Annotated in this window: 22 protein-coding genes; 8 read left to right on the top strand and 14 right to left on the bottom strand. The window is 68.0% G+C overall.

What is annotated here, in order from left to right; genetic code table 11:
• Positions 1-52: 52 nt before the first annotated feature.
• Positions 53-1,021 (bottom strand): AraC family transcriptional regulator, encoded by a 969-nt coding sequence (locus tag A3AG_RS0121710; RefSeq protein ID WP_035849401.1) that lies wholly within the window; start codon positions 1,019-1,021, stop codon positions 53-55.
• Between the two features lie 202 nt (positions 1,022-1,223).
• Between A3AG_RS0121710 and A3AG_RS0121705 the strand changes: the two genes are divergently transcribed.
• From A3AG_RS0121705 to A3AG_RS0121690, 4 genes are read left to right on the top strand one after another with little or no spacing between them, the layout of a single operon-like run.
• A complete protein-coding gene (locus tag A3AG_RS0121705; protein ID WP_018007460.1) occupies positions 1,224-1,568 on the top strand; it encodes a hypothetical protein in 345 nt (114 codons plus the stop codon).
• Positions 1,558-2,217 carry a Dabb family protein gene (locus A3AG_RS0121700; RefSeq protein ID WP_018007459.1) on the top strand — a complete coding sequence of 220 codons (660 nt, stop codon included), beginning with the start codon at positions 1,558-1,560 and terminating at the stop codon, positions 2,215-2,217. Before A3AG_RS0121705 ends, A3AG_RS0121700 begins: the two co-directional genes overlap by 11 nt.
• A complete protein-coding gene (locus A3AG_RS0121695) occupies positions 2,214-3,092 on the top strand; it encodes an SDR family NAD(P)-dependent oxidoreductase (RefSeq protein WP_018007458.1) in 879 nt (292 codons plus the stop codon). The genes A3AG_RS0121700 and A3AG_RS0121695 overlap by 4 nt, the downstream gene beginning before the upstream one ends.
• Before the next feature lie 5 nt (positions 3,093-3,097).
• A complete protein-coding gene (locus A3AG_RS0121690; RefSeq protein WP_018007457.1) occupies positions 3,098-4,096 on the top strand; it encodes an NADP-dependent oxidoreductase in 999 nt (332 codons plus the stop codon).
• 25 nt (positions 4,097-4,121) lie between these two features.
• Here A3AG_RS0121690 and A3AG_RS0121685 read toward each other — a convergent pair whose 3' ends face one another.
• From A3AG_RS0121685 to A3AG_RS0121655, 7 genes are all read right to left on the bottom strand, one after another.
• The gene (locus A3AG_RS0121685) at positions 4,122-4,745 is read right to left on the bottom strand and encodes a 2-hydroxychromene-2-carboxylate isomerase (protein WP_018007456.1); all 624 of its coding nucleotides are present in this window, start codon (positions 4,743-4,745) and stop codon (positions 4,122-4,124) included.
• Positions 4,742-6,064: an MFS transporter gene (locus A3AG_RS31855; RefSeq protein WP_051073553.1), complete on the bottom strand. Its 1,323-nt coding sequence runs from the start codon at positions 6,062-6,064 to the stop codon at positions 4,742-4,744. Before A3AG_RS31855 ends, A3AG_RS0121685 begins: the two co-directional genes overlap by 4 nt.
• A gap of 42 nt (positions 6,065-6,106) precedes the next feature.
• The gene (locus tag A3AG_RS0121675; RefSeq protein WP_018007454.1) at positions 6,107-6,886 is read right to left on the bottom strand and encodes an aldolase; all 780 of its coding nucleotides are present in this window, start codon (positions 6,884-6,886) and stop codon (positions 6,107-6,109) included.
• A gap of 115 nt (positions 6,887-7,001) precedes the next feature.
• Positions 7,002-7,895, bottom strand: coding sequence for a LysR family transcriptional regulator (locus A3AG_RS0121670; protein ID WP_018007453.1), 894 nt, complete (start codon positions 7,893-7,895; stop codon positions 7,002-7,004).
• Between the two features lie 196 nt (positions 7,896-8,091).
• Positions 8,092-8,571 (bottom strand): hypothetical protein, encoded by a 480-nt coding sequence (locus A3AG_RS34595; RefSeq protein ID WP_240619921.1) that lies wholly within the window; start codon positions 8,569-8,571, stop codon positions 8,092-8,094.
• Between the two features lie 179 nt (positions 8,572-8,750).
• Positions 8,751-9,257, bottom strand: coding sequence for a hypothetical protein (locus A3AG_RS33545; RefSeq protein WP_081610759.1), 507 nt, complete (start codon positions 9,255-9,257; stop codon positions 8,751-8,753).
• 574 nt (positions 9,258-9,831) lie between these two features.
• A complete protein-coding gene (locus tag A3AG_RS0121655; protein ID WP_018007450.1) occupies positions 9,832-13,398 on the bottom strand; it encodes an indolepyruvate ferredoxin oxidoreductase family protein in 3,567 nt (1,188 codons plus the stop codon).
• Positions 13,399-13,528: 130 nt separating this feature from the next.
• On the opposite strand from A3AG_RS0121655, the gene A3AG_RS0121650 reads away from it, so the two are divergent.
• The gene (locus tag A3AG_RS0121650; protein ID WP_018007449.1) at positions 13,529-14,464 is read left to right on the top strand and encodes a LysR substrate-binding domain-containing protein; all 936 of its coding nucleotides are present in this window, start codon (positions 13,529-13,531) and stop codon (positions 14,462-14,464) included.
• Between the two features lie 343 nt (positions 14,465-14,807).
• Here the strand turns inward: A3AG_RS0121650 and A3AG_RS0121645 are convergent, their stop codons facing one another.
• The gene (locus A3AG_RS0121645) at positions 14,808-15,908 is read right to left on the bottom strand and encodes a LysR family transcriptional regulator (RefSeq protein WP_018007448.1); all 1,101 of its coding nucleotides are present in this window, start codon (positions 15,906-15,908) and stop codon (positions 14,808-14,810) included.
• A 284-nt stretch (positions 15,909-16,192) separates the two neighbouring features.
• Between A3AG_RS0121645 and A3AG_RS0121635 the strand changes: the two genes are divergently transcribed.
• The 3 genes from A3AG_RS0121635 to A3AG_RS0121625 all read left to right on the top strand — a co-directional run bounded on the left by A3AG_RS0121635 (position 16,193) and on the right by A3AG_RS0121625 (position 18,639).
• Positions 16,193-17,221, top strand: a complete 1,029-nt coding sequence (locus A3AG_RS0121635; RefSeq protein ID WP_018007446.1) for a GlxA family transcriptional regulator — start codon at positions 16,193-16,195, stop codon at positions 17,219-17,221.
• Positions 17,222-17,364: 143 nt separating this feature from the next.
• On the top strand, positions 17,365-18,123 hold the full coding sequence (locus A3AG_RS0121630; protein ID WP_018007445.1) for an SDR family oxidoreductase: 759 nt from the start codon (positions 17,365-17,367) through the stop codon (positions 18,121-18,123).
• 15 nt (positions 18,124-18,138) lie between these two features.
• Positions 18,139-18,639: an Ohr family peroxiredoxin gene (locus tag A3AG_RS0121625; RefSeq protein WP_018007444.1), complete on the top strand. Its 501-nt coding sequence runs from the start codon at positions 18,139-18,141 to the stop codon at positions 18,637-18,639.
• A gap of 27 nt (positions 18,640-18,666) precedes the next feature.
• On the opposite strand, the gene A3AG_RS0121620 is transcribed toward A3AG_RS0121625, so the two are convergent.
• The 5 genes from A3AG_RS0121620 to A3AG_RS0121600 form a co-directional block, all read right to left on the bottom strand.
• A complete protein-coding gene (locus A3AG_RS0121620; protein ID WP_018007443.1) occupies positions 18,667-19,407 on the bottom strand; it encodes a GntR family transcriptional regulator in 741 nt (246 codons plus the stop codon).
• A 137-nt stretch (positions 19,408-19,544) separates the two neighbouring features.
• Positions 19,545-20,567: a Bug family tripartite tricarboxylate transporter substrate binding protein gene (locus A3AG_RS0121615; protein WP_081610758.1), complete on the bottom strand. Its 1,023-nt coding sequence runs from the start codon at positions 20,565-20,567 to the stop codon at positions 19,545-19,547.
• A 57-nt stretch (positions 20,568-20,624) separates the two neighbouring features.
• Entirely contained in the window at positions 20,625-21,647 is a 1,023-nt protein-coding gene (locus A3AG_RS0121610) for an Ldh family oxidoreductase (protein WP_018007441.1), read from the bottom strand.
• A complete protein-coding gene (locus A3AG_RS0121605) occupies positions 21,644-22,579 on the bottom strand; it encodes a hydroxyacid dehydrogenase (RefSeq protein ID WP_018007440.1) in 936 nt (311 codons plus the stop codon). Before A3AG_RS0121605 ends, A3AG_RS0121610 begins: the two co-directional genes overlap by 4 nt.
• Entirely contained in the window at positions 22,579-23,754 is a 1,176-nt protein-coding gene (locus A3AG_RS0121600) for a UxaA family hydrolase (protein ID WP_018007439.1), read from the bottom strand. Before A3AG_RS0121600 ends, A3AG_RS0121605 begins: the two co-directional genes overlap by 1 nt.
• Between the last annotated feature and the right edge of the window lie 23 nt (positions 23,755-23,777).

Raw genomic sequence — 23,777 nt, 5'->3', positions numbered from 1 at the left:
TTTGCACATATTGCCGCCGGCGCCTTGCACGAATTACCGCAGTGCCGCCGGCTTACCCTGTGGCCTTGCCCTGGCTGGCGCGCCTGAACTGCGTTGGCGCATGCCCGGTCCAGCGCTGGAAGGCACGGCGAAAGGCTTCCTCGCTGGCAAAGCCAAGCTGCTCGGCGATCCTGGCCACGCTCCAGCGGGTGGTGCGCAAGCATTGCTCGGCGTATTCCTGCAAGCTGCGCTCGCGCAATTGCCGGTAGCTGCTGCCGTCCGCGGCGAGCCGGCGGCGCAGCGTCGGTTCGCTGACATCGAAGCGGACTGCCAGCTCGGCCAGCGTCGGCAGCCGGGCGCCATGCACCAGCGCCGCGTGCAGCGTGCCGCGCACTTGCTGGCTCAGCGACACCACCTCGACCGGCGCGCCGACCAGCCGGTAAGGCAGATCCTTCAGGAAAGCCTCGAGCTCCGCAGCCTGCCGCACCACCGGCCGGTCGAGCAAGGCCGCGTCGAATTCGAAGCCGTAGGCCGGGTTGCCGGACGTCACCGGCGCATGGAACAGGCCGAGGAACGGCAAGGCGTCGTCGCGCCGCGGATGCGCCAGGCTGACCCGGGCCGGTCGTATCGGCTGCCCCACCAGCCAGCCGAACAGCAGCAGATAAAAGAAGAGTCCCGTCAGGTCCACCAGGCAGGCGGCCGACGATTTCACCCGCCGCAGCGAATCCATCTGAAACACCGCCTGGCCCGCGCGCTCATCCAGGCTGAGAGCGCCCGCGCGCGGATACAGCATCGCGCAGAAATCCGCCGCGGAGTGGATCGCCTCGCGCAGCGTCTGGCAACTCAACACGCAGCGGCACAGCAGATCCACTTCCTGCTTGCACATGGGCGGGTGGCCGTCGCCTTTGGCGACCAGCGCTTCCAGCCGCTCGATTGCGGCGCGATAGAGCGCGGTGAACTGTGCGGGCCGCGGCGGTTCGGTGCCGGCATCCGGCACCTCGACGCCCTGCCGTTTCAGCTCGTCCAGCAAGCGCTGCACCATGCCGTGCGGAACAGGGACGGGATTCCCCGGGATGTGGGCATTCATGGGCGCTGGTCGTGATTGCTTCGGTAGCGGTGATTGATCGTCCGGGTAGGGGTGGGTCGCCAACGGGCCTTCCATAATCGTCCCGGCGGCCATGGAGGTTGCCATGCGCGCAACGCCATGCCTATACGGGACAACCCATGAAAGAACCCACACAGCCATGATCCACGTACTCGATGAAATCGTGCTCGCGCCAGGCCAGCTACCCGCGGTGCTTGACCTGCTGGAATCCCGCTACCTGCCCGGCAGCGCTGCCAGGGGCCTGATGCTGCTGCATCGCTGGGTGTCGCCACCCGTGGCGCTGCCAGATGCGCCCAATACGTTGTGGCTGCTGTGGCAAGTGCCGGATGCGCCAGCCTATTACGCCATGCGCGCCGGCATTGATGGCCCCGCCCTCGCTTTCTGGTCGACGGTCGGCTCCCTGTGCGAATCCCGCCGGCGCCATGTGATGGCCGCCGCGACACCCGTGCTGCCGCGGCCGAAGGAGCATTGCGATGCGCCTTGAGACTGCGCAACTGCGCCTGCACGCCGCCATTTGCGATGGAATGCCCGACCCGGTGCCAGCCCTGCTCGACCGCGTTGAAAGGCTGCCCGGCCTGCACCGGGTGGCGCTCGGCCGCAACCTGACGGGAAGCTGGGGCGCCGGCGACTACACGCTCGATCTGCAATTCAAGCCCTACTCGCCAGGCGCGCAGGCTAATGCCGCCGGCCTCGCCGCGGCGCTTGACGGCATCGCAACGGTCGATCACGTCGCCTATCGCGCGATCGCGGACGGCATGCGCGCGCCGCAACTGCGTGACGGCACCTGGCGTACGCTGATGTTCCGGGTCCGCCCTGACGCGCCGCCGTGGCAGGTCCACGCGCTGGAGCAGGATCTGCTGCGGATGCCGGCGTACATGCCCGCCATCCGCAACTGGCGGCTGGCCCGCGTGCTGTGGCCGGGCACATGGACCCATGTCTGGCAGCAGGAGTTCGCCAGCGCGGACGACCTGCTGGGCGAATACCTGATGCACCCGTTCCATTGGGGACGGGTCGACCGCTGGTTCGACCCGGAGTTTCCGGAATGGACGGTCGAGGCGATATGCCATGCCTTCTGCCCGCTCGCGACCAGCCTGATTGCCAGCCACAACCATAAGGAGGAAAGCGCATCATGACCGCACACGGAACACTGGCAGGAAAGATCGCACTGGTGACCGGCGCCAGCCGCGGCATCGGCCGTGCCATCGCGCAGCGCTTCGCGGCGGAAGGCGCGCTGGTGGTGGCCAGCGCACGGCGCATCGGCAACTCCGGGGACGATCCTGGCACGTTGGCCGAGACCGTGGCGCTGATCACGCAGCAAGGCGGCCGCGCCATGGCGCTGGCGGCGGATCTGGAGGATCCCGCGCAGCGCGACCATCTTGTGTTGCGGGCCGCCGAGGCCGCTGGTGGGCTCGACATCCTGGTCAACAATGCCGGCCTGGCGGAATACAGCGCCATCGACGCGATGCCGCTGGACACCTTCGACCGGACCGTGGATCACTACCTGCGCATTCCGTTCGTGCTGAGCCGCGCCGCGATACCGCTGATGCGAGCGCGCGGCGCGGGCTGGATCCTGAACCTGGGCTCGGTCACCGCGCTGTCGCCGGCGCGACCCTACCAGGACTTTGACCGCACCGGCGGCGTCACCGCCTACGCTGCCGTCAAGGCGGCCATCAACCGGTTCACCGAAGGCCTGGCCGCGGAACTGGAGGCCGATGGCATCGCCGTCAACTCCGTGGCGCCGAGCACCGCGGTCCTCACGCCGGGCAGCGAGCGCTATATTCCCGACGGCTATCCCACCGAGCCCGTGGAATACCTGGTGGAAACCGCGCTGACGCTGTGCAGCGTGCCGGCACGACTGCACACCGGCCAGATCGCCCATAGCCTGCACTTCCCGCTTGCGCACGGACTGCAGGTCCGCGCGCTCGACGGCAAGGGCATGCTGCCGCCGCCCGCCATCCCGGCCTGGGCGCATCCGGCGCTGGGCCAGCCCGAACCGTCGGCGAGGTAAGCCTCATGCAAGAAATGATGCGCGCGGTTTTGATCGACCGTCACGGCGGCCCCGAGGTCATCCGGCTCGGCCAGGTCGCAAGGCCGGAGCCGGCTGCCGGCGAAGTGCTGATCCGCGTCGCCTGCGCCGGCGTGAATCCCGCCGACTGGAAATGCCGCGAGGGTTATCTGAGCGACTTCATGCAGGCCGGCTTTCCCTTCGTGCTCGGCTTTGATGCCAGCGGCGTGGTGGCCGCGGTCGGCGCCGGCGTCACGGGCTTCGTGCGTGGACAGCGGGTGTTCGCGCAAACCGGGGTCGGCGCCGGCCAATGGGGATCGTATGCGGAATACGTAGCCGTCGGCCAGGATTGCGTGGTGCCGATTCCGGACAACGTCGGATTCGCCGAAGCCGCGGCGGTGCCGACCCCGGCGCTGGCCGCCTGGACCGGGCTGTTCGACGATGGCGGACTGCGCCCGGGCCAGACCGTGCTGGTGCACGGCGGCGCGGGCGCGGTCGGCACGTTCGCCGTGCAGCTGGCCAGGGCCGCCGGCGCCACCGTCGCTGCCACCTGCAGCGCGCCCCGCCGCGACGCGCTGCTGGAGCTTGGCTGCGACCTGGCCATCGATTACCGGGCAAGCGATATCGGTGCCGCCGTGCGGGCCTGGGCGCCGGCCGGCGTCGACCTGGTGCTCGACGCGGTGGGATGCGGCACCCTGCCGATGGGGCTGGACCTGCTCAGGCCCGGCGGCATCCTCGTCGCCATCCTGACGCTGGTCAGCGGCGACCACGGCTCCGATCCCGCCAAGGCCGCGCGGCGCGGCGTGCGCACCGCCGTCGCGTTCAGCAAGATGCCAAGCGGCGCGCGCCTGGGCGAGATCGCCGCGCTGATGAACGACGGGCGTTTGCGGCCACCGCGCATCGAATGCCTGCCGCTGGAGCAGGCCGGGCAGGCGCTCGAGCTGGTACGGTCGGGCCAGGCGGCGAGCAAACTGGTGCTGCGTGTCGCCGGGCCGTGGAACTCGTGAAGGATCGAGCGGGCGCGTGCCGCCGCTATCCGGTCCGGGCGCGGTTTCGCGCCCGGACCGCGTCCTCGAGCATGTCGAGCCGGTCCTGGCCCCAGAACAATTCGCCTTCGAACACATAGGCGGGCGATCCGAACACGCCGGCGCCGACGGCCTCATCGGTGTAGCGCCGGTACCGCATCCCCGCTTCGCTGGCGCGCGCCAGTTCCATCACGCCGCTGCCGTGCAGGCCGAGGCGTTCGAGAATGGCTTGCAGGGTCGGCTCGGCCGAGATGTCCAGGTCCTCGCACCATTCGGCGCGGAGAATTGCCTTGTACAACGGAAGCACGGGCAAGCCCAGATCATCGGCGGCGATCACGATACGAGAGGCGAGTTCCGCGTCCGGACACATGTATTTGGGCGTGGGGTTCACGTAGATCCCCAGCTTCCGGCACCATCGCTCCAGCTCGACGATCCGATAGCGCTGTCGCTCCGGTGAACGCTGCCCCAGCAGCACGCCGCCCGTCCGCGCATACACCTCGGGAAGATCGACCGGCTTGTGCCGAATTTCCACCCCCGTGCGGCGCGCCAGCGCATCGAGCCTGTCGGCGCCCAGGTACGCCCAGTCGGAATTGAGCCAGAAGTAGTAGTCGATATGCGCACCGGCGTTCATACCCGCTCTCCCTTTGCCAGCGGGACCGCGTGCCCGGCCTTGTTCACATCGCGCATCAGTGCCGTACTGGCAAAGGCGATCACGCTGAGCGCACCCAGGTACCAGACGATGTATGAGGGGTCGCCGCCGCCATGATTCAATAGCGACGTGGCCACGATGGGCGCCAGTCCCCCGCCGATCGCACCGGACACCTGCACCGCGATCGAGATGCCGCTATAGCGCACCTCGGGCGGAAACTGGGCGGAGAACAGGCTGCCTTCCGGTCCGTACAGGCAGGCGTAGACGAGACCGATCGCAATCGCCATGGCGATCGTGACGTTGCCCGCATCGAGCGTTTGCAGCAGCGCGAAGAACTGCGGCGCAAAGACCAGGATCCCCACGGTACCGGCCATGAATACCCACTTGAAGCTGAAGCGGTCACCCAGGATGCCGAACAGCGGCATGGTGAACATCGCAACCGCGGCGCCCCAGACCGTGGCATCGAGCATCACGGTCTTGGCTATGCCGAGCGTGCCCGTGGCGTAGGCCAGGGCAAAGGTCACCACGGTGTAGAACCACGTGACTTCCGCCAGGCGACCACCGACCACGGTCAGGACCTGGCGCGGATAGCGGCGCAGCACCACCAGCGCCGGCATCTCGACCTTGTCGCCAGACTTTTTCATCTGCTCGAAGTCCGGGGACTCGCTCACCTTCGCCCGGATGAACCAGCCTACCGCCAGCAGCACCACGCTTGCCAGGAACGGCACGCGCCATCCCCACGTCAGCATGTCCTGCTCCGGCAGGGTCGCGACCATCCCCATCGCCAGCGAGGACAGGATCAGGCCCGGTGCCACTCCGGCCTGCGGCAGGCTGCCAAAGAAGCCCTTCTTGCCTTCGGGTGCGTGCTCGACGGCCATCAGTACCGCACCGCCCCACTCGCCCCCGACCGCGACGCCCTGCAGGAAGCGCAGCAGCACGAGCGCAACCGCGGCCCAGTAGCCGATGCTGTCATAGGACGGGATCAGGCCGATCAGGATGGTCGGGATGCCCATCATGAACAGCGTGATCAGCAGCATGGACTTGCGTCCGACCCGGTCGCCGAAATGGCCGAAGACGATCCCACCCAGCGGGCGCGCGAAGAAGCCGACCGAGTAGGTGGCGAACGCCGCCAGGGTCCCGGTCAGAGGATCGAACGCGGGAAAGAAAATCTTGTTGAAGATCAGGGCCGCGGCGGTGCCGTAGAGGAAGAAGTCATACCATTCGATGGTCGTGCCCATCATGCTGGCGAGGCCCGCCGTGATGTAGTGGCGGCGCGAGCGCATGCCTGGTTGCGTGGTCATCGTCTTGTCTCCTTGTCTGTTCTGATGCGTGCTGCCAGCGCTTCACGGCTTGACGTATGGCGCGATGCCGTGCGTCTGGCGCGCCCAGTACGCGAATGTCGAGTTGACGATGGACGGCTTCAGCAGGTAGTCATGAGCCGCCCTGGCCAGCTCGTCATCGACCGGCGTGAGCGGACCGAATGCCTGCGCACGGATCTGCATGCGCGCAGCGCGCTCGAGATAGACGGACAGGTAGGTCGCCTCTTCACAGGTCTTGCCCGCGGTCAGATAGCCGTGGTGCGCGAGGATGATCGCGCGCTTGTCACCCAGCGCTTCCGAGATGATCACGCCCTCCTGGTCCGCGATCGGAACTCCCGGCCAGTCGCCGAGGAACGCGCAGTCGTTGTGCAGCGGAGTCATGTCCATCTGCGCGATGACCAGAGGCTGGCGCGCGGCCGCGAGGGCGCTGGCCCACGGCGAATGGGTATGGATGATGGCGTTGACGTCCGGCCGGGCGTCGTAGACCCACAGGTGGAAACGCGTCGCCGGGTTGGCCATGCCGCCGCCGGCGAGCGTGTTGAGATCGCGATCGACCTCGATAAAGTCCGCCGGCGTCGCTTCGTCGAAGCCGAGCCCGAAACGCAGCGTCCAGTAAGCGCCCGGCCGTTCGGAACGGACACTGATCTGGCCCGCCAGGCCTGCCTCCTGCTCCGTCATGGCCAGGATGCGGCAGGCATAGGCCATGGTTTCCTGCGTGCTGCGCCACTGGTTCGGCAGATGCTTCGCCATGTCGCTGGACGCGCGCTGGTCGAAATACGACTTGTCTCTGAGGGGGGCGTTCATACTGGTGTTCTCCGGGTTTTCCCTGCGACGAGAGGTCGAAAGGATCGGGATCCAGTATGAAATCGGGGTTTCAGGCGAGCTACGGAGCCGGCCTCATAGCAGCTATGTCATGGCTTCACGTGTCCAGCGCCTTGGCAACCTGGAGCGCACATGAAAGCAGCGCGGCGGCCAGCGGCAAGGGTTGGCGCTCGGGGTGCGCCACCGCCACCATGCGCCGTTTCAACAGCGGCGTATGGATCTTCACCTTGCACAGGCCGTACTCGGCCAGCAGCTTGTCTGGCAGGCGGCTCGGCAGGATGCAGGACCCTACCCCGGCGGAAACCAGCTTGAGCATGGCGTCCACCGTCTCCGCCTCCGCGACATAAGCGCCCTTCAGGCCGGCGCTATCGAGCATCCGTCGCAGCGCATAGCCATGCGGGAAGGCAACCAGGCGCAGGTTCCGGCCGCCCAGGTCGACGCCGGGATCGTCCGCAGCCGGCGCAATGCTGCCCTGCTCCACCAGGCACATCGTATCGTCGAAGAGCGGATAAACCGCCAGCGCGGCGGTGTCCACCGCGGTATCGTAGGCCACGCCCAGATCCGCCTTGCCGCTTTCCACCAGCGCCACCACCTCCGGCGAGCTGCGCCCCATCATCGACAGGTTGACCCCCGGATGCGCACTGACGAAACTCGCCACCACATCGCCGATAAAGTAGTAGCTGACAGTGTGGACCAGGGCCAGCCTGACCGTCCCTTCGGTACTGCCATGCGCGTCGCGGATGGTGTCGACGGCGTGGTCGATGGCGCGATAGGGCCCTTCGATCGCTTCCTGCAGCTTTTGCCCGGCTTCGGTCAGGGCAACGCCGCGCCCCGTTCGTGTAAACAACGCCTTGCCGAGGTGGGCTTCGAGCGCCCCCAGTTGCTTGCTGACGCCGGACTGCGTCTGGTTCAGGTCATCCGCAGCCTTCGACAGCGACTTCAGCGAGGCAATACGCAAAAAGCTGCGCAGCAGGCGGTCTGGCGTTTCCATGTCGGGGGCAGGTAGTTTTGCTGCCATTCTGCATGGGGCGTGGCCCTGGCCGCAACCGCAACCGGCGCCGACGCGGCAGCGTGTGCAAGCGGCCACGACTCCCCTGGCCTCACGCCGCAGTGAGGACCCTTCCGTCTGCCGGCCGCGGGAACAGGCGCGTTACAGGCGACCGCCGGGCTCTTCAGGGCAACCGCCACTAACGCTGGCTTACCGTGACCGGAACGATTTGCTCGAGCCTGTCCAGCAGCAATTCTTTTTGCTGCTCGGGTAGCCTGACCAGGCTGGGATACATGTTGATCAATGCCATCCGTTGCGCGGGTGACCGGGTACGCAGCAGCATGAGCAATCCTGCCTTCTCACGGTCCGACAGCGATGACAGGTGCGGTAGCGCGCCAAGTTGCACAAGTTCGGGGGAATCCGCCGAAGGTACGGCAGTTTCGTCCGTCACTGCCGACGGTGCCGGGGCTTCGCTCGCACGCGGCATGCCTTGCGCGGCGAACGGACTCTGTGCCGCCGGCGCTTGCTGCACAGCGGTCGTGGCTACCGGTGCCGGGTCCCCTCCGCCGCATCCGGCGAACAACAGGCCCGACAACAGCATCCATCCGGCATGCAGGAAATGGTGCGGCGCATGTGGGACCGCCCGCACGCGGTCACTGAGTTGAACGTCTTGTCGCATGGCGAATCATCCGATGACTCAGGAAAACACGGACTGGTACCGCATGCAATGACAGCACCAGCCCTCACCGATGGCGGCGCGCCGGTGCTGCCGGCACGCTCGCCCAGTGGCTCAGGACGCTTTCGCCGGTGTCGGATGTTCCGGTATCAGCCGAATGTGCCGAAGCCCGTGCCAGGGAATCAAGGACTGACGATGCTGATATACGGCTGGGTGAAACCGGCGAAGGTGACCGTGTACACGAAACTCGTAAGGGTCGGCCCCCCTAGCAGCACTTTGGTCCAGTTTCCGTTGGGGCAGACCGCTGAAGCCACCAGTTCCTGGGCGGTCGGCGCCGTCGTGCTGAGCGGAGGCACCACCAGTTGGCCGTTCCGGGAAGGCCTCAGGGTACCGGACGACGTTGCCTCGGTGGTCTGGGTTTTTACGTCGACAATCTGGCCGCCATGGTTCCGGCACTGCACCGTGCCGGAGTAAGTCGCGGACAGGATCGCTGTCGCATTGGTATTGCCGACTCCGCCGATAGTGGTGCCGGTACAGCTGACGTCCTGGGATGAATCTATCGTGCAGACCGGCTCGGAAGAGCCGTTTGCGTAATGTGCTCCACTTGGCCCGTTGGCGGCGATGGTAAGGGCCCATGCAGCGGGAGCGGCCAGCACTGCAACCAAGGAAAGCCGGGCTAGATTCTTCATGTTGGTCTCCAGAGAGAATCTATCAAGCCCCCGGATGATAAATGATCGGCTTGCTGTTTACGTTGCTCTCCTTTAATCGGCCAAGGAGTTCGCAGTATTTTCGATACCGAGCCTGTTCTGTAATTACCTAATACCAAATAATGTTTCCCGCGAGTCATTATCCTTGGCCACAGGCGCAGGATCCGGATCGTGTGCTGATGCGCTGCGCGCACGCAGGACTGGCAGGCGCCATGACGAGGCCGGCAGCGCTGGTACAGCCAGTACAAAATGCTTCAGGGAAAATGACTTGGCCGGCGAGGGGTTATCCGATAATCTCTGGCGCGCCCCTCGCGACGTCCGAAAGTATAGTTAGAGCGGGGCCTTTGGCCGGGGATTTTTTCTTCTCATTGTGTGCATTTTCGCACCGAAGTTTGGCGCGCGCCGCCGCCACGCCGTCTATGCCTGGATTCTTTGGCCGCGCGTCGTCCAGCAGGCGCGGGACACGGTGGACGATGACGTCGCCTGCCGAATCATCCCTGCTCGGGCACGCCCGTGGACGTGCCCCCGTCGCCGGACCGACGCGCTGCCTCGGCGCTCAGGCCGCATCCCGCCGCGCCGCCCCCCGATATTGCGCCAGCAGCGCCTCGCGCCGCACCGCCGCCGCGGCCATGCTGGCCTCCTTCACGTGACCGTAGCCGCGGATATCGTCCGGCAGCGCGGCCAGCGCCAGCGCGGTGTCGAGGTTGTCCGCGCTCAGCGAACCCGCGAACTCTTCGACCATGGCCAGGTAGTCGCTGACCAGCGCGCGCTCGGCGCGGCGCTCGGCGGTCTTGCCGAACACATCCAGCGCGGTGCCGCGCAGGCCCTTCAGGCGCGCCAGCAGGCGGAATGCCGTCATGGTGCGCGGACCGAAGCGACGCTTGAGCAGATGGCCCTTGGCGTCGGTCCTGGCCAGCAGCGGCGGTGCCAGCCAGAAATTGAGCTGGTAGTCGCGGCCGGGCTCGCCTTCGAACTGCGCGCGCAGCTTGTCGAGGAAGGCGGGGTCGGTGTACAGGCGCGCCACCTCATACTCGTCCTTGTACGCCATCAGCTTGGCCAGGTTGCGGGCCACGGCCTCGGTCAGCGGCAGCTTGCGGTCGATGCCCAGCTGCTGCTCGGCGGCGCGGATGCGCGCCACGGCGTCGCGATAGCGCGCGGCATAGGCAGCGTTCTGGTAGTCGGTCAGCATCGCCTCGCGCTTGCGGATCAGCGAGTCGAGCGTCTGCGGCATCGAAACGACCTGTGCGGCAGCGGCTGGCGCAGTGGGCAGCAGCGCCCTGACCGCGGCCTCGCCGTGGTGCGCGAGGTAGCGGCCCCATTCGAAGGCGAGGCGGTTCTTCTCGATCGAGACCCCGTTGAGCTCGATCGCGCGCACCAGGCTGGCGTGCTGCAGCGGGATCCAGCCCTTCTGCCAGGCATAGCCCAGCAGCAGCGGGTTGGAGTAGATCGCGTCGGCCAGCAGGGTCACCGCCCAGGCGCTGGCGTCGAAGAAGGCGCAGGCCTCACCCACGCTGGCGCGCAGGTCCTGCTCGGCGCTGGCGCCGGGGAACTTCCACTTCGGGTTCTTGATGAACTCCGCGGTGGGGGTGTTGGCGCTGTTGACCACGGCGGCGGTCAGGCCGTGCCGGACCTTGGACAGCACTTCGGCCGAGGCCGAGACGATGGCGTCGCCGCCGATCACCAGGCGCGCCTCGCCGGTGGCGATGCGGGTCGCATGCAGGTGTTCCGGGGCCGGCGCGATCTGCACGTGGCTGATCACCGCCCCGCCCTTCTGCGCCAGGCCGGCCATGTCGAGCACGGTCACGCCCTTGCGCTCCAGGTGCGATGCCATCCCCAGCAGCCCGCCGATGGTGACCACGCCGGTGCCGCCCACGCCGGTGACCAGCACGCCGTAAGGACGCTCCAGCGCAGGCAGCCGCGGCTGCGGCAGCGCCGCGAAGTCGGCGCCGCTGCCCTTGCCAGCCGCCGCCGCGGGCTTGCGCACCTGCGCGCCCTCGGCGGTGACGAAGCTCGGGCAGAAGCCGTTGACGCAGGAGAAGTCCTTGTTGCACGACGACTGGTTGATGCGGCGCTTGGTGCCGAGCTCGGTCTCGAGCGGCTCCACCGACAGGCAGTTGGACTTGGCCGAGCAGTCGCCGCAGCCTTCGCACACCGCGTCGTTGATAAAGGCGCGCCTGGCCGGGTCCGGATAGGTGCCGCGCTTGCGGCGGCGGCGCTTTTCGGTGGCGCAGGTCTGGTCGTAGATCAGGATGGTGACGCCTTCGGTGTCGCGCAGTTCCAGCTGCACGGCATCGAGCTGGTCGCGATGGAGCACCGCCACGCCCGACGGCAGCATCGCGCCATCGCCATACTTGGCGGGCTCGTCGGTGACCACCACCAGCTTCTTCGCGCCCTCGGCCAGCACCTGGTGCGCGATCTGCGGTACCGTCAGCACGCCGTCGATGGGCTGGCCCCCGGTCATCGCCACCGCGTCGTTGAACAGGATCTTGTAGGTGATGTTGGCCCTGGCCGCGATCGACGCGCGGATCGCCAGCAGCCCCGAGTGGAAGTACGTGCCGTCGCCGAGGTTGGCGAACACGTGCTTGTCGTCGGTGAAATGCATCTGGCCGGTCCACGCCACGCCCTCGCCGCCCATCTGGCTGAAGGTCTCGGTATTGCGGTCCATCCACAAGGTCATGTAGTGGCAACCGATGCCAGCCAGCGCGCGCGAGCCTTCCGGCACGCGCGTGGAGGTGTTGTGCGGGCAGCCCGAGCAGAACCACGGCTTGCGCTCCACCGCGATGCGCGGCTGCGCCGCTTCGCGCTCCTTGGCCTCGATCAGCGCCACGCGCGCGGCAATACGCGCGCGCACCTCGGCCGGCAAGTCGAAGCGTTCCAGCCGCCGTGCGATGGCCTTGGCGATCAGCGCCGGCGACAGCTCGTAGTGCGCCGGCAGCAGCCAGTCGCCGCGCGGCACCGACCATTCGCCACCGTCGTTGCCGCGCTGGTCGAACTTGCCGAAGACCTTGGGCCGCACATCCTCGCGCCAGTTGTACAGCTCTTCCTTGAGCGCGTACTCGAGGATCTGGCGCTTTTCCTCGACCACCAGGATCTCTTCCAGGCCGGTGGCGAACTCGCGTGCGCCGTGCGCCTCCAGCGGCCACACGCAGCCCACCTTGTAGACGCGGATGCCGATGCGCGCGCAGGTGTCGTCATCCAGGCCGAGGTCCACCAGCGCCTGGCGCACGTCCAGATACGCCTTGCCGGCGGTCATGATGCCGAAGCGCGCGTTGGGGGAATCGAGCACCACGCGGTTCAGGCGGTTGGCGCGCACGTAGGCCAGCGCCGCATACCACTTGTGGTCCAGCAGCCGCGCTTCCTGCTCCAGCGGGGAATCGGGCCAGCGGATATTGAGGCCGCCCGCCGGCATGGCAAAGTCCTGTGGCAGCGCGACCTGCACGCGGTTTGGGTCGATCTCGACCGAGGCGGTCGACTCGACCACGTCGGTGACGCACTTCATCGCCACCCACAGGCCGGAATAGCGGCTCATGGCCCAGCCGTGCAGGCCGTAGTCCAGGTATTCCTGCACGTTGGCGGGATACAGCACCGGGATGCCGGCCGCCTGCAGCACGTGCTCGGACTGGTGCGCCACGGTGGAAGACTTGGCTGCATGGTCGTCGCCGGCCAGCAGCAGCACGCCGCCATGGCGCGACGAGCCGGCCGAGTTGGCGTGCTTGAGCACGTCGATGGAGCGGTCTACGCCCGGCCCCTTGCCATACCACATCGAGAACACGCCATCGCGCCTGGCGCCGGGGAACAGGTTGACCTGCTGGCTGCCCCATACCGCGGTGGCGGCCAGGTCTTCGTTGACGCCCGGCTGGAACACCACGTCGCTGGCCGCGAGATGCTGCTTGGCCTTCCACAGCGCCTGGTCGACGCCGCCCAGCGGCGAGCCGCGGTAGCCCGAGATAAAGCCGGCGGTATTGAGCCCGGCGGCGCGGTCACGCGCCTTCTGCAGCATCGGCAGGCGCACCAGCGCCTGCACGCCGCTCAGGTAGACACGGCCCTGGTCGAGGGTGTACTTGTCGTCCAGGCTCGCGCTGGCCAGGGCTTCGAGCAAGGCGGGATTGAGCGGGGCATTCACGATGTGGGTCTCCGGGCTTCGTTCTGGTTGCTTTATTTGCTGTCCGAAGGAGTGTAGAAATCGGCGCGGTCATCGTAAAATCATCAATTCCAACACCTGATATCTGTAAAACGGATACCTCGGAGACACCATGTTCAAGGCGCGCGAAGGGTCGGAAAGACTGGCAAAGGAAGTCACGCTGCGGCAGTTCCGCTATTTCGTCGCGGCGGCGGAAACCGGGCAGTTCTCGATGGCGGCGACCGCCGAGCACGTGTCGCAGTCGGCCGTTACCAATGCCGTGCTGGCGCTGGAGCAGCGCCTGGGCGTGCGCCTGTTCGAGCGGCGGCCGCACGGCGTGACGCTGACGGCCGAAGGCCACCTGTTCTTCCAGCACGCCCGCCAGATCCTGGATTCGGTCGAAGACGCGCTGCGCGAGCCGCGCTTCCAGGTGCACGGGCTGCAGGGCAGCGTGCGGCTGGCGGCGTCCTACACCGTGCTGGGATACTTTTTGCCGGGATTGCTGGCGCGCTTCCGCACCAACTATCCGGATATCGAACTGGACCTGCTCGACATGGACCGCCCCGACATCGAGCGCGCGGTGCTGGCGGGCGAGATCGAGTTCGGCATCGCGCTGCTGTCCAACCTGGAGAAGCCGCAGCGCTTCCAGCGCCATACGCTGATGCGGTCGCGGCGCCAGCTATGGACCTCGGCCAGCCATCCGCTGCTGGAGGTGGAGCGGCCCTCGCTGCGCGATATCGCGGCGTATCCGTACCTGCTCATCACCGTCGACGAGGCCGAGGACTCGACGCTGCGCTACTGGCGCAGCCACCGGCTCGCGCCCAATATCGCCTTCCGCACCGGCTCGATGGAAGCGCTGCGCGGGCTGGTGGCGCATGGCTTCGGCGTCACCGTGCTGTCCGACATGGTGTATCGGCCCTGGTCACTGGAAGGCAAGCAGATCGAGGCCCGGCCGATTGCCAACGCGGTGCCCGACATGGAGGTCGGCATGCTGTGGCAACCCGGCCGCAAGCTGGGCAAACCCGCCGACGCGCTGCGCGAATTCCTGATCCACGCTTGCGGCAGCTGACGCGCGCAAGATGCGGCACGGCGGGCTGCCCAGGTTCGGGCAGACACATCGGCGCGACGTGGAACCCACGGCCCACGGCCAGCCCGACGGCCCGCAGACCCCGTTGGAAAAAATCGTCCAGCGACATCTGCCGGCAACGCCGGTGACGCCGGCCCGCCCGGTTCCAGGCGATCTATGGGGAACTGGTGTCGTTCAAGGACTTGCAGCGGCGCTATGCCAACGGCAAGTCCTGACCAGCACATGGCAGATCCAGGTGAACGCCCCGTATCAGCAGTTCTCATAAAAAAAAGCCGCCCCATTGCTGAGGCCCAAACCGGCGAGTCATAGGGTACCGCTGCCGGCGTCAGCCGCCCGGACCCGCTTTCGCATGATCCATGCCGAGTCCCCCAAGGCAATGCAGGTTCTGCGCGCGGATGGCTTCCGTCATGAAGTCGATGAACACTCGGATGCGCGACGGCAGGTGCTGACGGCTGAGGTAGCACAGGTAGTGGCCGCGGTCGTCGGGCGCGTGGCGCCCCAGCGCGGTGACCAGCGCGCCGCGGGCGATGGCGTCGCACACCTGGTAGCCCGCCATCTGCGCCAGGCCGCGGCCATCCAGCACCGCCGACAGTACCAGCTCCGGGTCATTGAAGGTCAGCCCGGCGTGGGGCACGATCCTGCGCAGGTGCCCGTTGACCTTGAACTCCCACTCCAGCACGCGCGCGCCGCCGACACGGGTATTGATGCATGCATGCTGGTCGAGATCGTCCAGCGTCGCCGGCAGGCCGTGCCGCGCGGCATAGGCCGGCGACGCGCACACGGCCATCTGCATCGGGATCAGTTGCCTGGCGATGATGCTGGAATCCTCGATACGCCCGTTGCGGAACGCCACATCGATCTTCTCCGCCGCGAAATCCAGCGGGCGGTCGTCCAGCAGCAGGTCGAGCGAGATTTCCGGATAGGCTGCCGAGAACCGGCCCAGCAGCGGTGCCACCACCTTGCGCCCGAAACCCGTCGCCGCGCTGATGCGCAGCAGGCCGCTGGGCGGCCCCTGGCGCAGCGCCAGCATGTCGTTCATGGCCTCGACGATCTGCGCCACGCCCTGGTGGCAGTTCTCGAAGAAGCGCTCGCCCTCGCGCGTCAGCCGGGTCGAACGCGTAGTGCGCAGGAACAGCCGCGTGCTCAGTTGCGCTTCCAGCTTCTGCACGTTGCGGCTGACCGCGGAGCGGCCGATGCCCAGCCGCTCGCCCGCCTTGGAGAAGCTGCCTTCGGTGGCGACCGCCATGAAGGCGATGATGCCGGCGTAGCTGGCTGCGAAGCTGGCGGACAAGCCGTCGGCGCGGTCGGGCGCGCCCTCGCTCCGGCCGTGCTGCTGCCCCCGTTGCAACAGGCCGGGTGTGCCCGTGTCCGGGCCGGCGCGCCTGGCGGGGGACGCCGGACGGAGATCGGGAACGACGATGTCCATGTCAATGCCTTTCGGCGCAATGCCAGGGTTCAGGTCCACGCTGCGTGGCGCATGACCATGCCGGGATCTTAATGAGCCGCCGCGGGCCCGGTAAATGCCAGATGCCCCTCGATTTCTGCCAGCCGGCCGCTGCGACACGCAACAATGCAGACATGGCGCTGCGCCAGACCCTGGCCGCAGCCGCTTCGTGGCGCAGGCGTCGCACGCCCCGCGACAGCGGCCGTCGTGCCTTGCCGCGCATCGCGCGCCTGGCATAACATCGACCGACTTTCGCGATCCTTGCCATGGCCCCTTCCGCATCCGCGCCCGCCGCACACGACTCTGCCCTGCCGTTCGGCCACCAGCCGCGCGGCCTGCTGTTCGTCGCCTTTCCCGGCATGAGCATGCTGGACCTCACCGGGCCGCAAACCGCGTTCTGGGCGGCGTCGCGCTACGCGCGCGAGCGCGGCCTGCCCGGCTACCAGATACATCTGGCCAGCGAGCAAGGCGGCCTGACCGCCTCGGCCGAAGGCACGTCCATGGATACCCTGCCGCTTGCGGCCATCGACCTGCGGCGCATCGACACCATCGTCCTGCCGGGCGCGCCCGAGATGATCGCCCTGCTGGACAGCGCCACCTCCCTGGTCGCCTGGTTGGAGCAGGCTGCCGCCCAGGTGCCCCGCGTCGCGTCGGTCTGCAGCGGCGCCTTCCTGCTGGCGCAGGCGGGCCTGCTCGACGGCAAGCGCGCGGCCACGCACTGGGCCATGCACGAGGCGTTCCGCGCGCGCTTTCCCGCGGTCACGCTGGACCAGGATGCCATCTTCGTGCGCCAGGACCGCATCTGGACCTCGGCCGGCGTGACCACCGGCATCGACATGGCGCTGGCGCTGGTCGAAGACGACTACGGCCACGACATCTCGCTGAGCGCGGCGCGGGAACTGGCGGTGTTCATCAAGCGACCCGGCGGCCAGCCACAGCTCAGTGAAATGCTGCTGACGCAGAGCCGGCAGGTGCCGTTGTTCGAGGCCCTCCATCTCTGGATCGTCGAGAACCTGTCGCGGGAAACGCTCTCGGTCGAGCAGCTTGCCGAGCAGGCCGGCATGAGCCCGCGCAACTTTGCGCGGGTGTACAAGCAGCAGACCGGCCGCACGCCCGCCAAGGGGGTGGAGCATTTCCGGCTGGAAGCCGCGCGGCGGCTGCTGCAGGATCCCCACCGTCCGGTCGACCAGATCGCCAGGCAGTGCGGCTTCGGCAGCGAGGAACGGATGCGGCTGACGTTCCAGCGCCACCTTGGCCTCTCGCCGAGCGCGTACCGCGCCGGGGTGACCGGCTGAAAACCTCCTTGCCGCAGCCTGGCGATTGGTGCGGGACGGGAAACAGCGTGCATCCGCCCGCGGCGCTACCGCGTCGATCCTCGCTCACCTAGCATGGGACATGGGTCGACGGCCCATCCCTTCCAACCGAACCGAGGTGCGTGATGAAGATCGTTGTGATTGGCGGTACCGGACTGATCGGCAGCAAGGTCGTGGCCCGGCTTGCCGCGCAGGGCCATGAAGTGGTGGCGGCATCGCCCCAGACGGGCGTGAATGCGCTGACCGGCGAAGGCCTCGGGCAGGCGCTTGCCGGCGCAAAGGTGGTCGTGGACGTGGCCAATTCTCCGTCGTTCGCCGACGATGCCGTGCTGCATTTCTTCGAGACCTCGGGCCGCAACCTGGCGGCGGCGGAGAAAGCCGCAGGGGTCAGGCACCATGTGGCGCTGTCGGTGGTCGGCACCGACAAGCTTGCCCAGAGCGGCTACTTCCGCGGCAAGATCGCGCAGGAAGCGCTGATCCGCAATGCCGGCATCCCATACACCATCGTCCGTTCCACGCAGTTCCTCGAATTCCTCGGCGGCATCGCCGAATCCGGCGCCGACGGCGACGCGATCCGCCTGTCGTCCGCATCGATCCAGCCGATCGCTTCCGATGACGTGGCCGACGCCGTCGCCGACCAGGCCCTTGCCGATCCCGTCAACGGCATCGTCGATATCGCCGGGCCGCAGCGCTTTGCGCTGAGCGAACTGGTGCAACGCTATCTCGAAGCCACCGATGATCCGCGCAAGGTGGTCGTCGACGCCGGGGCCCGCTATTTCGGCGCAGAGCTGGACGATGGCACGCTGGTGCCCGAGGGCCCCGCGCGGCTGGGCAAGACCGACTTCGAGGCATGGCTGCGACAGCGCCAGCAAGCGCGGACCTGACCTCAGGGCCGGCGCATGGCGAACCGGAAGCTGCAGGCCCCGCCGTTGAGCCTGCTCGACAAATACCGCGGGCCCGGCTTCGATCCGCTCTACACCACCACCGTCACCGTCACGGGCGGCGAAACCGGACATGGGCGCGCCTCCGGCGTGGCCCGCTCCGATGACGGCAACCTCGTCATCGACCTGCGGCTGCCGGCCGCGCTGGGAGGTCCGGGCAACGGCACCAACCCGGAACAGCTGTTCGCCGCGGGCTATGCCGCGTGCTTCCACGGCGCCCTGCACTTGCTGGCCCGGCGCGCCGGCCTCCACATCGACCACATCGCCGTGGAAGTCGAAGTCGCCTTCGGCCGCGACCCGGTGGACGGCGCCTATGCGCTGTCCGCGGACGTCCGCGTCAGGATGCCGGGCGTGGCCCGGGCGCTGGCCGAAGAACTGGTGCGCAATACCGAGCGCTTCTGCCCCTATGTGAAGATGGCCCGACAAGGCATTGCCAGCGTCGTGGCGGTGGTGGAATGAGCCTGGCCACCGCTACCCGGCAGCCCCTCACGGCTGCGACAGCGCGAACTCGTAATCCGAAGTATCCAGCCTGGAGACGCGGTACTCGACGCGCTCGTTCTGGTAGGACGACGCCACCCGCAGGATCTTCAGCATCGCGGTGCCGACGGGGATGCCCAGCAGTTCATGGTCTTCCTCGTCGGCCAGCGTGGCGCGCAGGCGCTCTTCGGTGCGGATGATGTTGATGCCGAAGACGTCCTGGTAGAAGTTGTAGAGCGTGTTCGGCCGCTCGCGCAGCAGCTTCTCAGTCAGCGTCCGGAAGCGTTCCGCCGGCACGGTGATGGCGTCGATCATGACCGCGCGCCCTTCCAGCGACAGCACGTTGGTGAAGCGGAACACGGCTTCGCCGAGCGGCAGGCCCAGCGCCGCGGCTTCTTCCTTGTCGGCCTTGGCGCGGCGGAACTTTGCCAGCTGCACCGTCGGAAACTCGCGATACCCGTCCTGGCGCACGATGCGGAAGAAGCGGAAGAAATGGTCTTCCTGCCGGTGTGTCGCGACGAAGGTTCCCCGCCCCTGGTGACGGATCATGATGTTCTCGGCCACCAGTTCGTCGATGGCCTTGCGCAGCGTGCCGATGGAGACGCCGAAGCGCTCGATCAGCTTGCGCTCCGGCGGAATCGCCTCGCCCGGCTTCCACTCGCCCTCGGCCAGGGCGGCCAGGATGGCGTGCTTGACGTCCTTGTACAGCACGCCGCCGATGGCTGCGCCGGCATCGAATCTGGAACCCACGTTAGTGTCCTTTGCAACGCCGCCTGCGGGGCGGCCGGCCGATCCATGACTGACTCATATAGATAATACGAATCATACTAAAGCCGGCCGCCACGCCCGCACGCCGGCCTCCCGGCTCGCGGCGGCGCGACGCGCCGCTATTCGACCCGGATCTGCTTCTCCTCGATCAGCCGGGCCCAGCGCGTCACCTCGCCGCTGAAGTAGTCGGCAAACGCCGGCCCGCCGGCCGCCGGGCTAAAACCCGCGCTGACGATGCGCCCGCGCACCGACTCGGTGGCCAGCATGCGTGCCACCGAAGCCGCCACCTTGTCGACGATGGGCCGGGGCGTGCCGGCCGGCATCATCAGGCCGGTCCAGTTCTCGACGATCAGCTCCGGATAGCCGGCCTCGGCCACGGTGGGCACGTCAGGCAGCAGCGGATGGCGCTCGCGCGTGGTCACGGCCAGCGCGCGCAGCTTGCCGCCCTTCACATAGGCGAGCGACTCGGGGAAGTTGGAGAACACCACGTCGATCTGGCCGCCGATCAGGTCGGTCATCGACGGCGCGCCGCCCTTGTATGGCACATGGGTGAAGCTGGTGCGGGTCTGGCTTTCGAACAGCGCCAGCGTCAGGTGCGGCGGCGTGCCATTGCCGCTGGAGCCCGCGTTCAGCTTGGACTTCTGTGCCGCCGCGGCCAGGTCCTTCATCGATTTGATCGGCGAGCTGGCCGGCACCACTACCATCATCGGCGACGAGGCGATCCGCGCCACCGGCACCAGGTCTTTCTGCATGCTGAACGGCAGCTTGGGAAACAAGGTCACGTTGGACGCGTGCGTCAGCGTCACCGCCAGCCAGGTGTAGCCGTCGGGCGGCGCCTTGGCGACCTGCTCCGCGCCGATATTGGCATTGCCGCCCGGCCGGTTATCCACCACGATGGGCTTCTTCCACTCTTCGGAGAGCTGGTGGCCGACCATGCGCGCCATGATGTCGGTCAGGCCGCCGGCCGCGAACGGCACCACGTACCGGATCGGCTTGCCCGGATAGTCCGCGGCGGCGGCATCGCTGCCGCCCTGCGCCGCGGCAGGCCGGGGCGCCAATGCAGCGAGGGCCGATACAACTGACAAGGCAAGCAGCACGCGGTTCAGGTGCCTGCGCGCGCCGCACATCAAGCGTCGATCCATGGTTTGTCTCCGGTAGTTATGGCCGGCCCATCTGAGCGTGGGTCCGTTGTGAGGAAATCAATGCGGCGCGCCAACCTCCTCGCCCGCAAGCAATTGCAGTTCACGCCACAGCGCGTCAGGCATGTCGACGCCATGCGCTGCCGCCTGCGCCTGCGCGGTTACACGGCGGTCGCCCGGCACCCGTGTGCCTTCGTCGTCCAACATCGCCGCAAGCAGCGCTTCCACGCGCGCGGCGTAGACCTGCGAACCGGCGAAGGCACCGGGGTCCAGCACGAAGAACAGCTGGCCGATGCGCGGACGGTTGCCCGCATCGCTGAAGAAGGAATCGGCCTCGGCGCCGAACTGCGCGCCGGCCAGCGACGTCACCAGCAGCTCCACCAGCAGCGCCAGCATCGCGCCCTTGACGCCGCCCGCCGGCAGCATCGAGCCGCGCAGCGCGGCCTGGGCGTCGGTGGTCGGCTGGCCGGCCTCATCCAGCGCCCATCCGAGCGGAATCGGCTTGCCCTGCTTCGCCGCCACCATGATCTTGCCGCGCGCGACTTCCGACAGCGACAGGTCGATCACCACCGGCGCATGGCCCTGCCGCGGGAATACCGCCGCAATCGGGTTGGTGCCGAACAGCGGCCGCTTGCCGCCCCACGCCGGCATGGCCGCGGGCGAATTGCCCATGGCGATGCCGACCATGCCGGCGCGCGCCACGGCCTCCAGCGGCAGCGCCGCGGCGCCGAAGTGATGGCTGTTGGTGACCACAGCGACGCCGACGCCGGTCGCGCGCGCGCGTGCCATGGCTTCGGCGATGGCCAGGTCGCACGCCGCAAAGGCAAAGCCGCAGCGCGCGTCGACCAGCACTGCGCTGACGCGCGTGCCCTGCACCGCCGGCTCGGCATTGCCGTCGACCCGGTCATGGCGCAGGTGCGCCACGTACATCGGCACGCGCGAGACCCCGTGCGACGGCAGCCCCGCGGCATCGGCCCGCACCAGCGCCGCTGCCGTCGCCCGGGCCTGCAGCGCGCTGGCCCCGGCCCGGCGCAGGCCCGCGGCGGCCACGCGCTCCAGCTCCTGCAACGCGATCCAACTCATGGCATCTGCTCCAGCGATTGCCGCACCTCGCGGGCGATCATCATCGATACGCGCGCATTGGCTTCGCGCGTCACGCCACCGACGTGCGGTGTCAGGATCAGGTTGGGCACGCCCCGCAGCCCGCTGCCCGCGGGCAGCGGCTCGCTGTCGAACACGTCCAGCGCGGCGCCGGCCAAATGCCCGGCCCGCAGTGCATCGGCAAGCGCCGCCTCGTCGACCACGCCGCCGCGCGCGGTATTGATCAGCACCGCGCCGGACTTCATCGCCGCCAGGCGGCCGACATCGATCAGGTTGCGCGTGGCGGCCACCAGCGGCACATGCAGGCTGACCGCGTCGGCCTGCGCCAGCAGCGCGTCGAGCGGCACGCAGGCCACCCCGGTGGCGGACCAGACCGGATCGTCTGCCGGCAACATCGGATCGCTGGCAATGACCTCCATGCCGAAGGCGCGCGCCAGCGCAGCGGTCTGCCGGCCGATGTCGCCAAAGCCGATCAGGCCCAGTGTCTTGCCCAGCGCCTCCCGGCCCTCCGACAGCCTGGCCCGCGGCCACTGGCCGTCCGCCACCTCGGCGCTGGACAGGTAGGCGCCGCGCAGCAGCACGGCGGCCGTGGTCACCACGTACTCCGCCACCGAGCGCGCATTGGCCCCGGCCGCGGGAATCACGCGGATGCCGCGTTCGCGGCAGGCGGCGACGTCGATATTGTCAAGCCCCACGCCGAGCCGCCCCACCACCCGCAAGGCCGGCGCGCTGGCGAGCAGCGCCGCATCCACCTGGGTGCGGTTGCGCACCACCAGCGCGTGCGCCCCGTCCAGGACCTCGAGCAGCTCGCCGCGACGGTCCACCCAGCCGGGCTCGTAGCGCAGGTCGAAGCCGGCGCTCAGCGCCTGCACCGCGACCGGGTCCATGAACTCGCTGATGCAGATGCGCTTCATCATGCCGACTCGTGGATGCGGGTCAGCACGAACTCGCGGTGACCGAGCGCCTCGGCCGCGGTCCAGCGGCCGTTGATGGTGGCCAGCATGCATTCCAGCAGCTTGTCGCCGGTCTGGTCCAGCGTCTGCTCGCGCTGCAGCAGGCCCGAGCAGTCGACGTCCATGTGCTCGCTCATCAGGCGCACGGTGCGCGGGTTGGCGCACAGCTTGATCACCGGCACGATCGGGTTGCCGATCACGTTGCCCTGCCCGGTCGGGAAGAAATGGACCACGTAGCCGGCCGCCGCGCACAGCGTGACCATCTCGGCCGCGGCCGAAGACGAATCCATGAACCACAGCCCCGGATGCGTCGGCGCCTCGGCCTTGTCGAGCACGCCGTCGACGGTGCACTTCTTGCCGATCTTCTGGATATTGCCCAGCGCCTTCTCTTCGATGGTGGTCAGGCCGCCGGCGATATTGCCCTTGGTTGGCTGCGACTCAGACAGGTCGGAAGTCTTCCAGCGGTCGATCATGCCCTGGTAGCGCTCGAACATCGCCATGAACTGGTGCCGCACGTCGTCGTTGGCGCAGCGCGCCGCGACGATATGCTCGCCGCCGGTCAGCTCGGAGGTCTCGCCGAACACCAGCGTGGTGCCCAGCGGATGCAGCTTGTCGAAGGCGTTGCCGACAGTCGGGTTGGCGCCGCAGCCCGAGGTCGTGTCCGATTCGCCGCACTTGGTCGACACCCACAGCTCGTTGATCGGGCACTCCACGCGATGCAGCGCGGTGGCGTACTGAACGAACTCCCGCGCGGCCTTCGAGGCGCGCATGATGGTGTCATGGTCGCCGTGGCCCTCGATGCCGAAGCCGACCACCGGCTTGCCGGTCTGCGCGATGCCGTCGACCACTTTCTTGGTCCAGCCATCCTCGATGCCGATCACCACCACCGCGGCGACGTTCGGGTTGCTGCCCGCGCCAATCAGCGTGCGGAAATGCAGGTCCAGGTCCGGCCCGAACTGCAGGCGGCCGTACGGATGGGGAATCGCCATGGTGCCCTTGATCGCGGCGGCGACGGCCTCGGCGGCGGCGTTGGACAAGTCGTCCAGCGGCAGGATGATGACGTGGTTGCGCACGCCGACGCGGCCGTTGTCGCGGCGGTAGCCCCAGAAGGTGGTGTTTTGGTCGATCACGGACATGACGTGGATCCTTGGATGCGCGA

The sequence above is a fragment of the Cupriavidus neocaledonicus genome (genome assembly GCF_000372525.1).
GTDB classification, from domain to species: Bacteria; Pseudomonadota; Gammaproteobacteria; order Burkholderiales; family Burkholderiaceae; genus Cupriavidus; species Cupriavidus neocaledonicus.
Note: the sequence above shows the minus strand (reverse complement) of the source record. Positions and strands in the feature narration are given on the sequence as shown.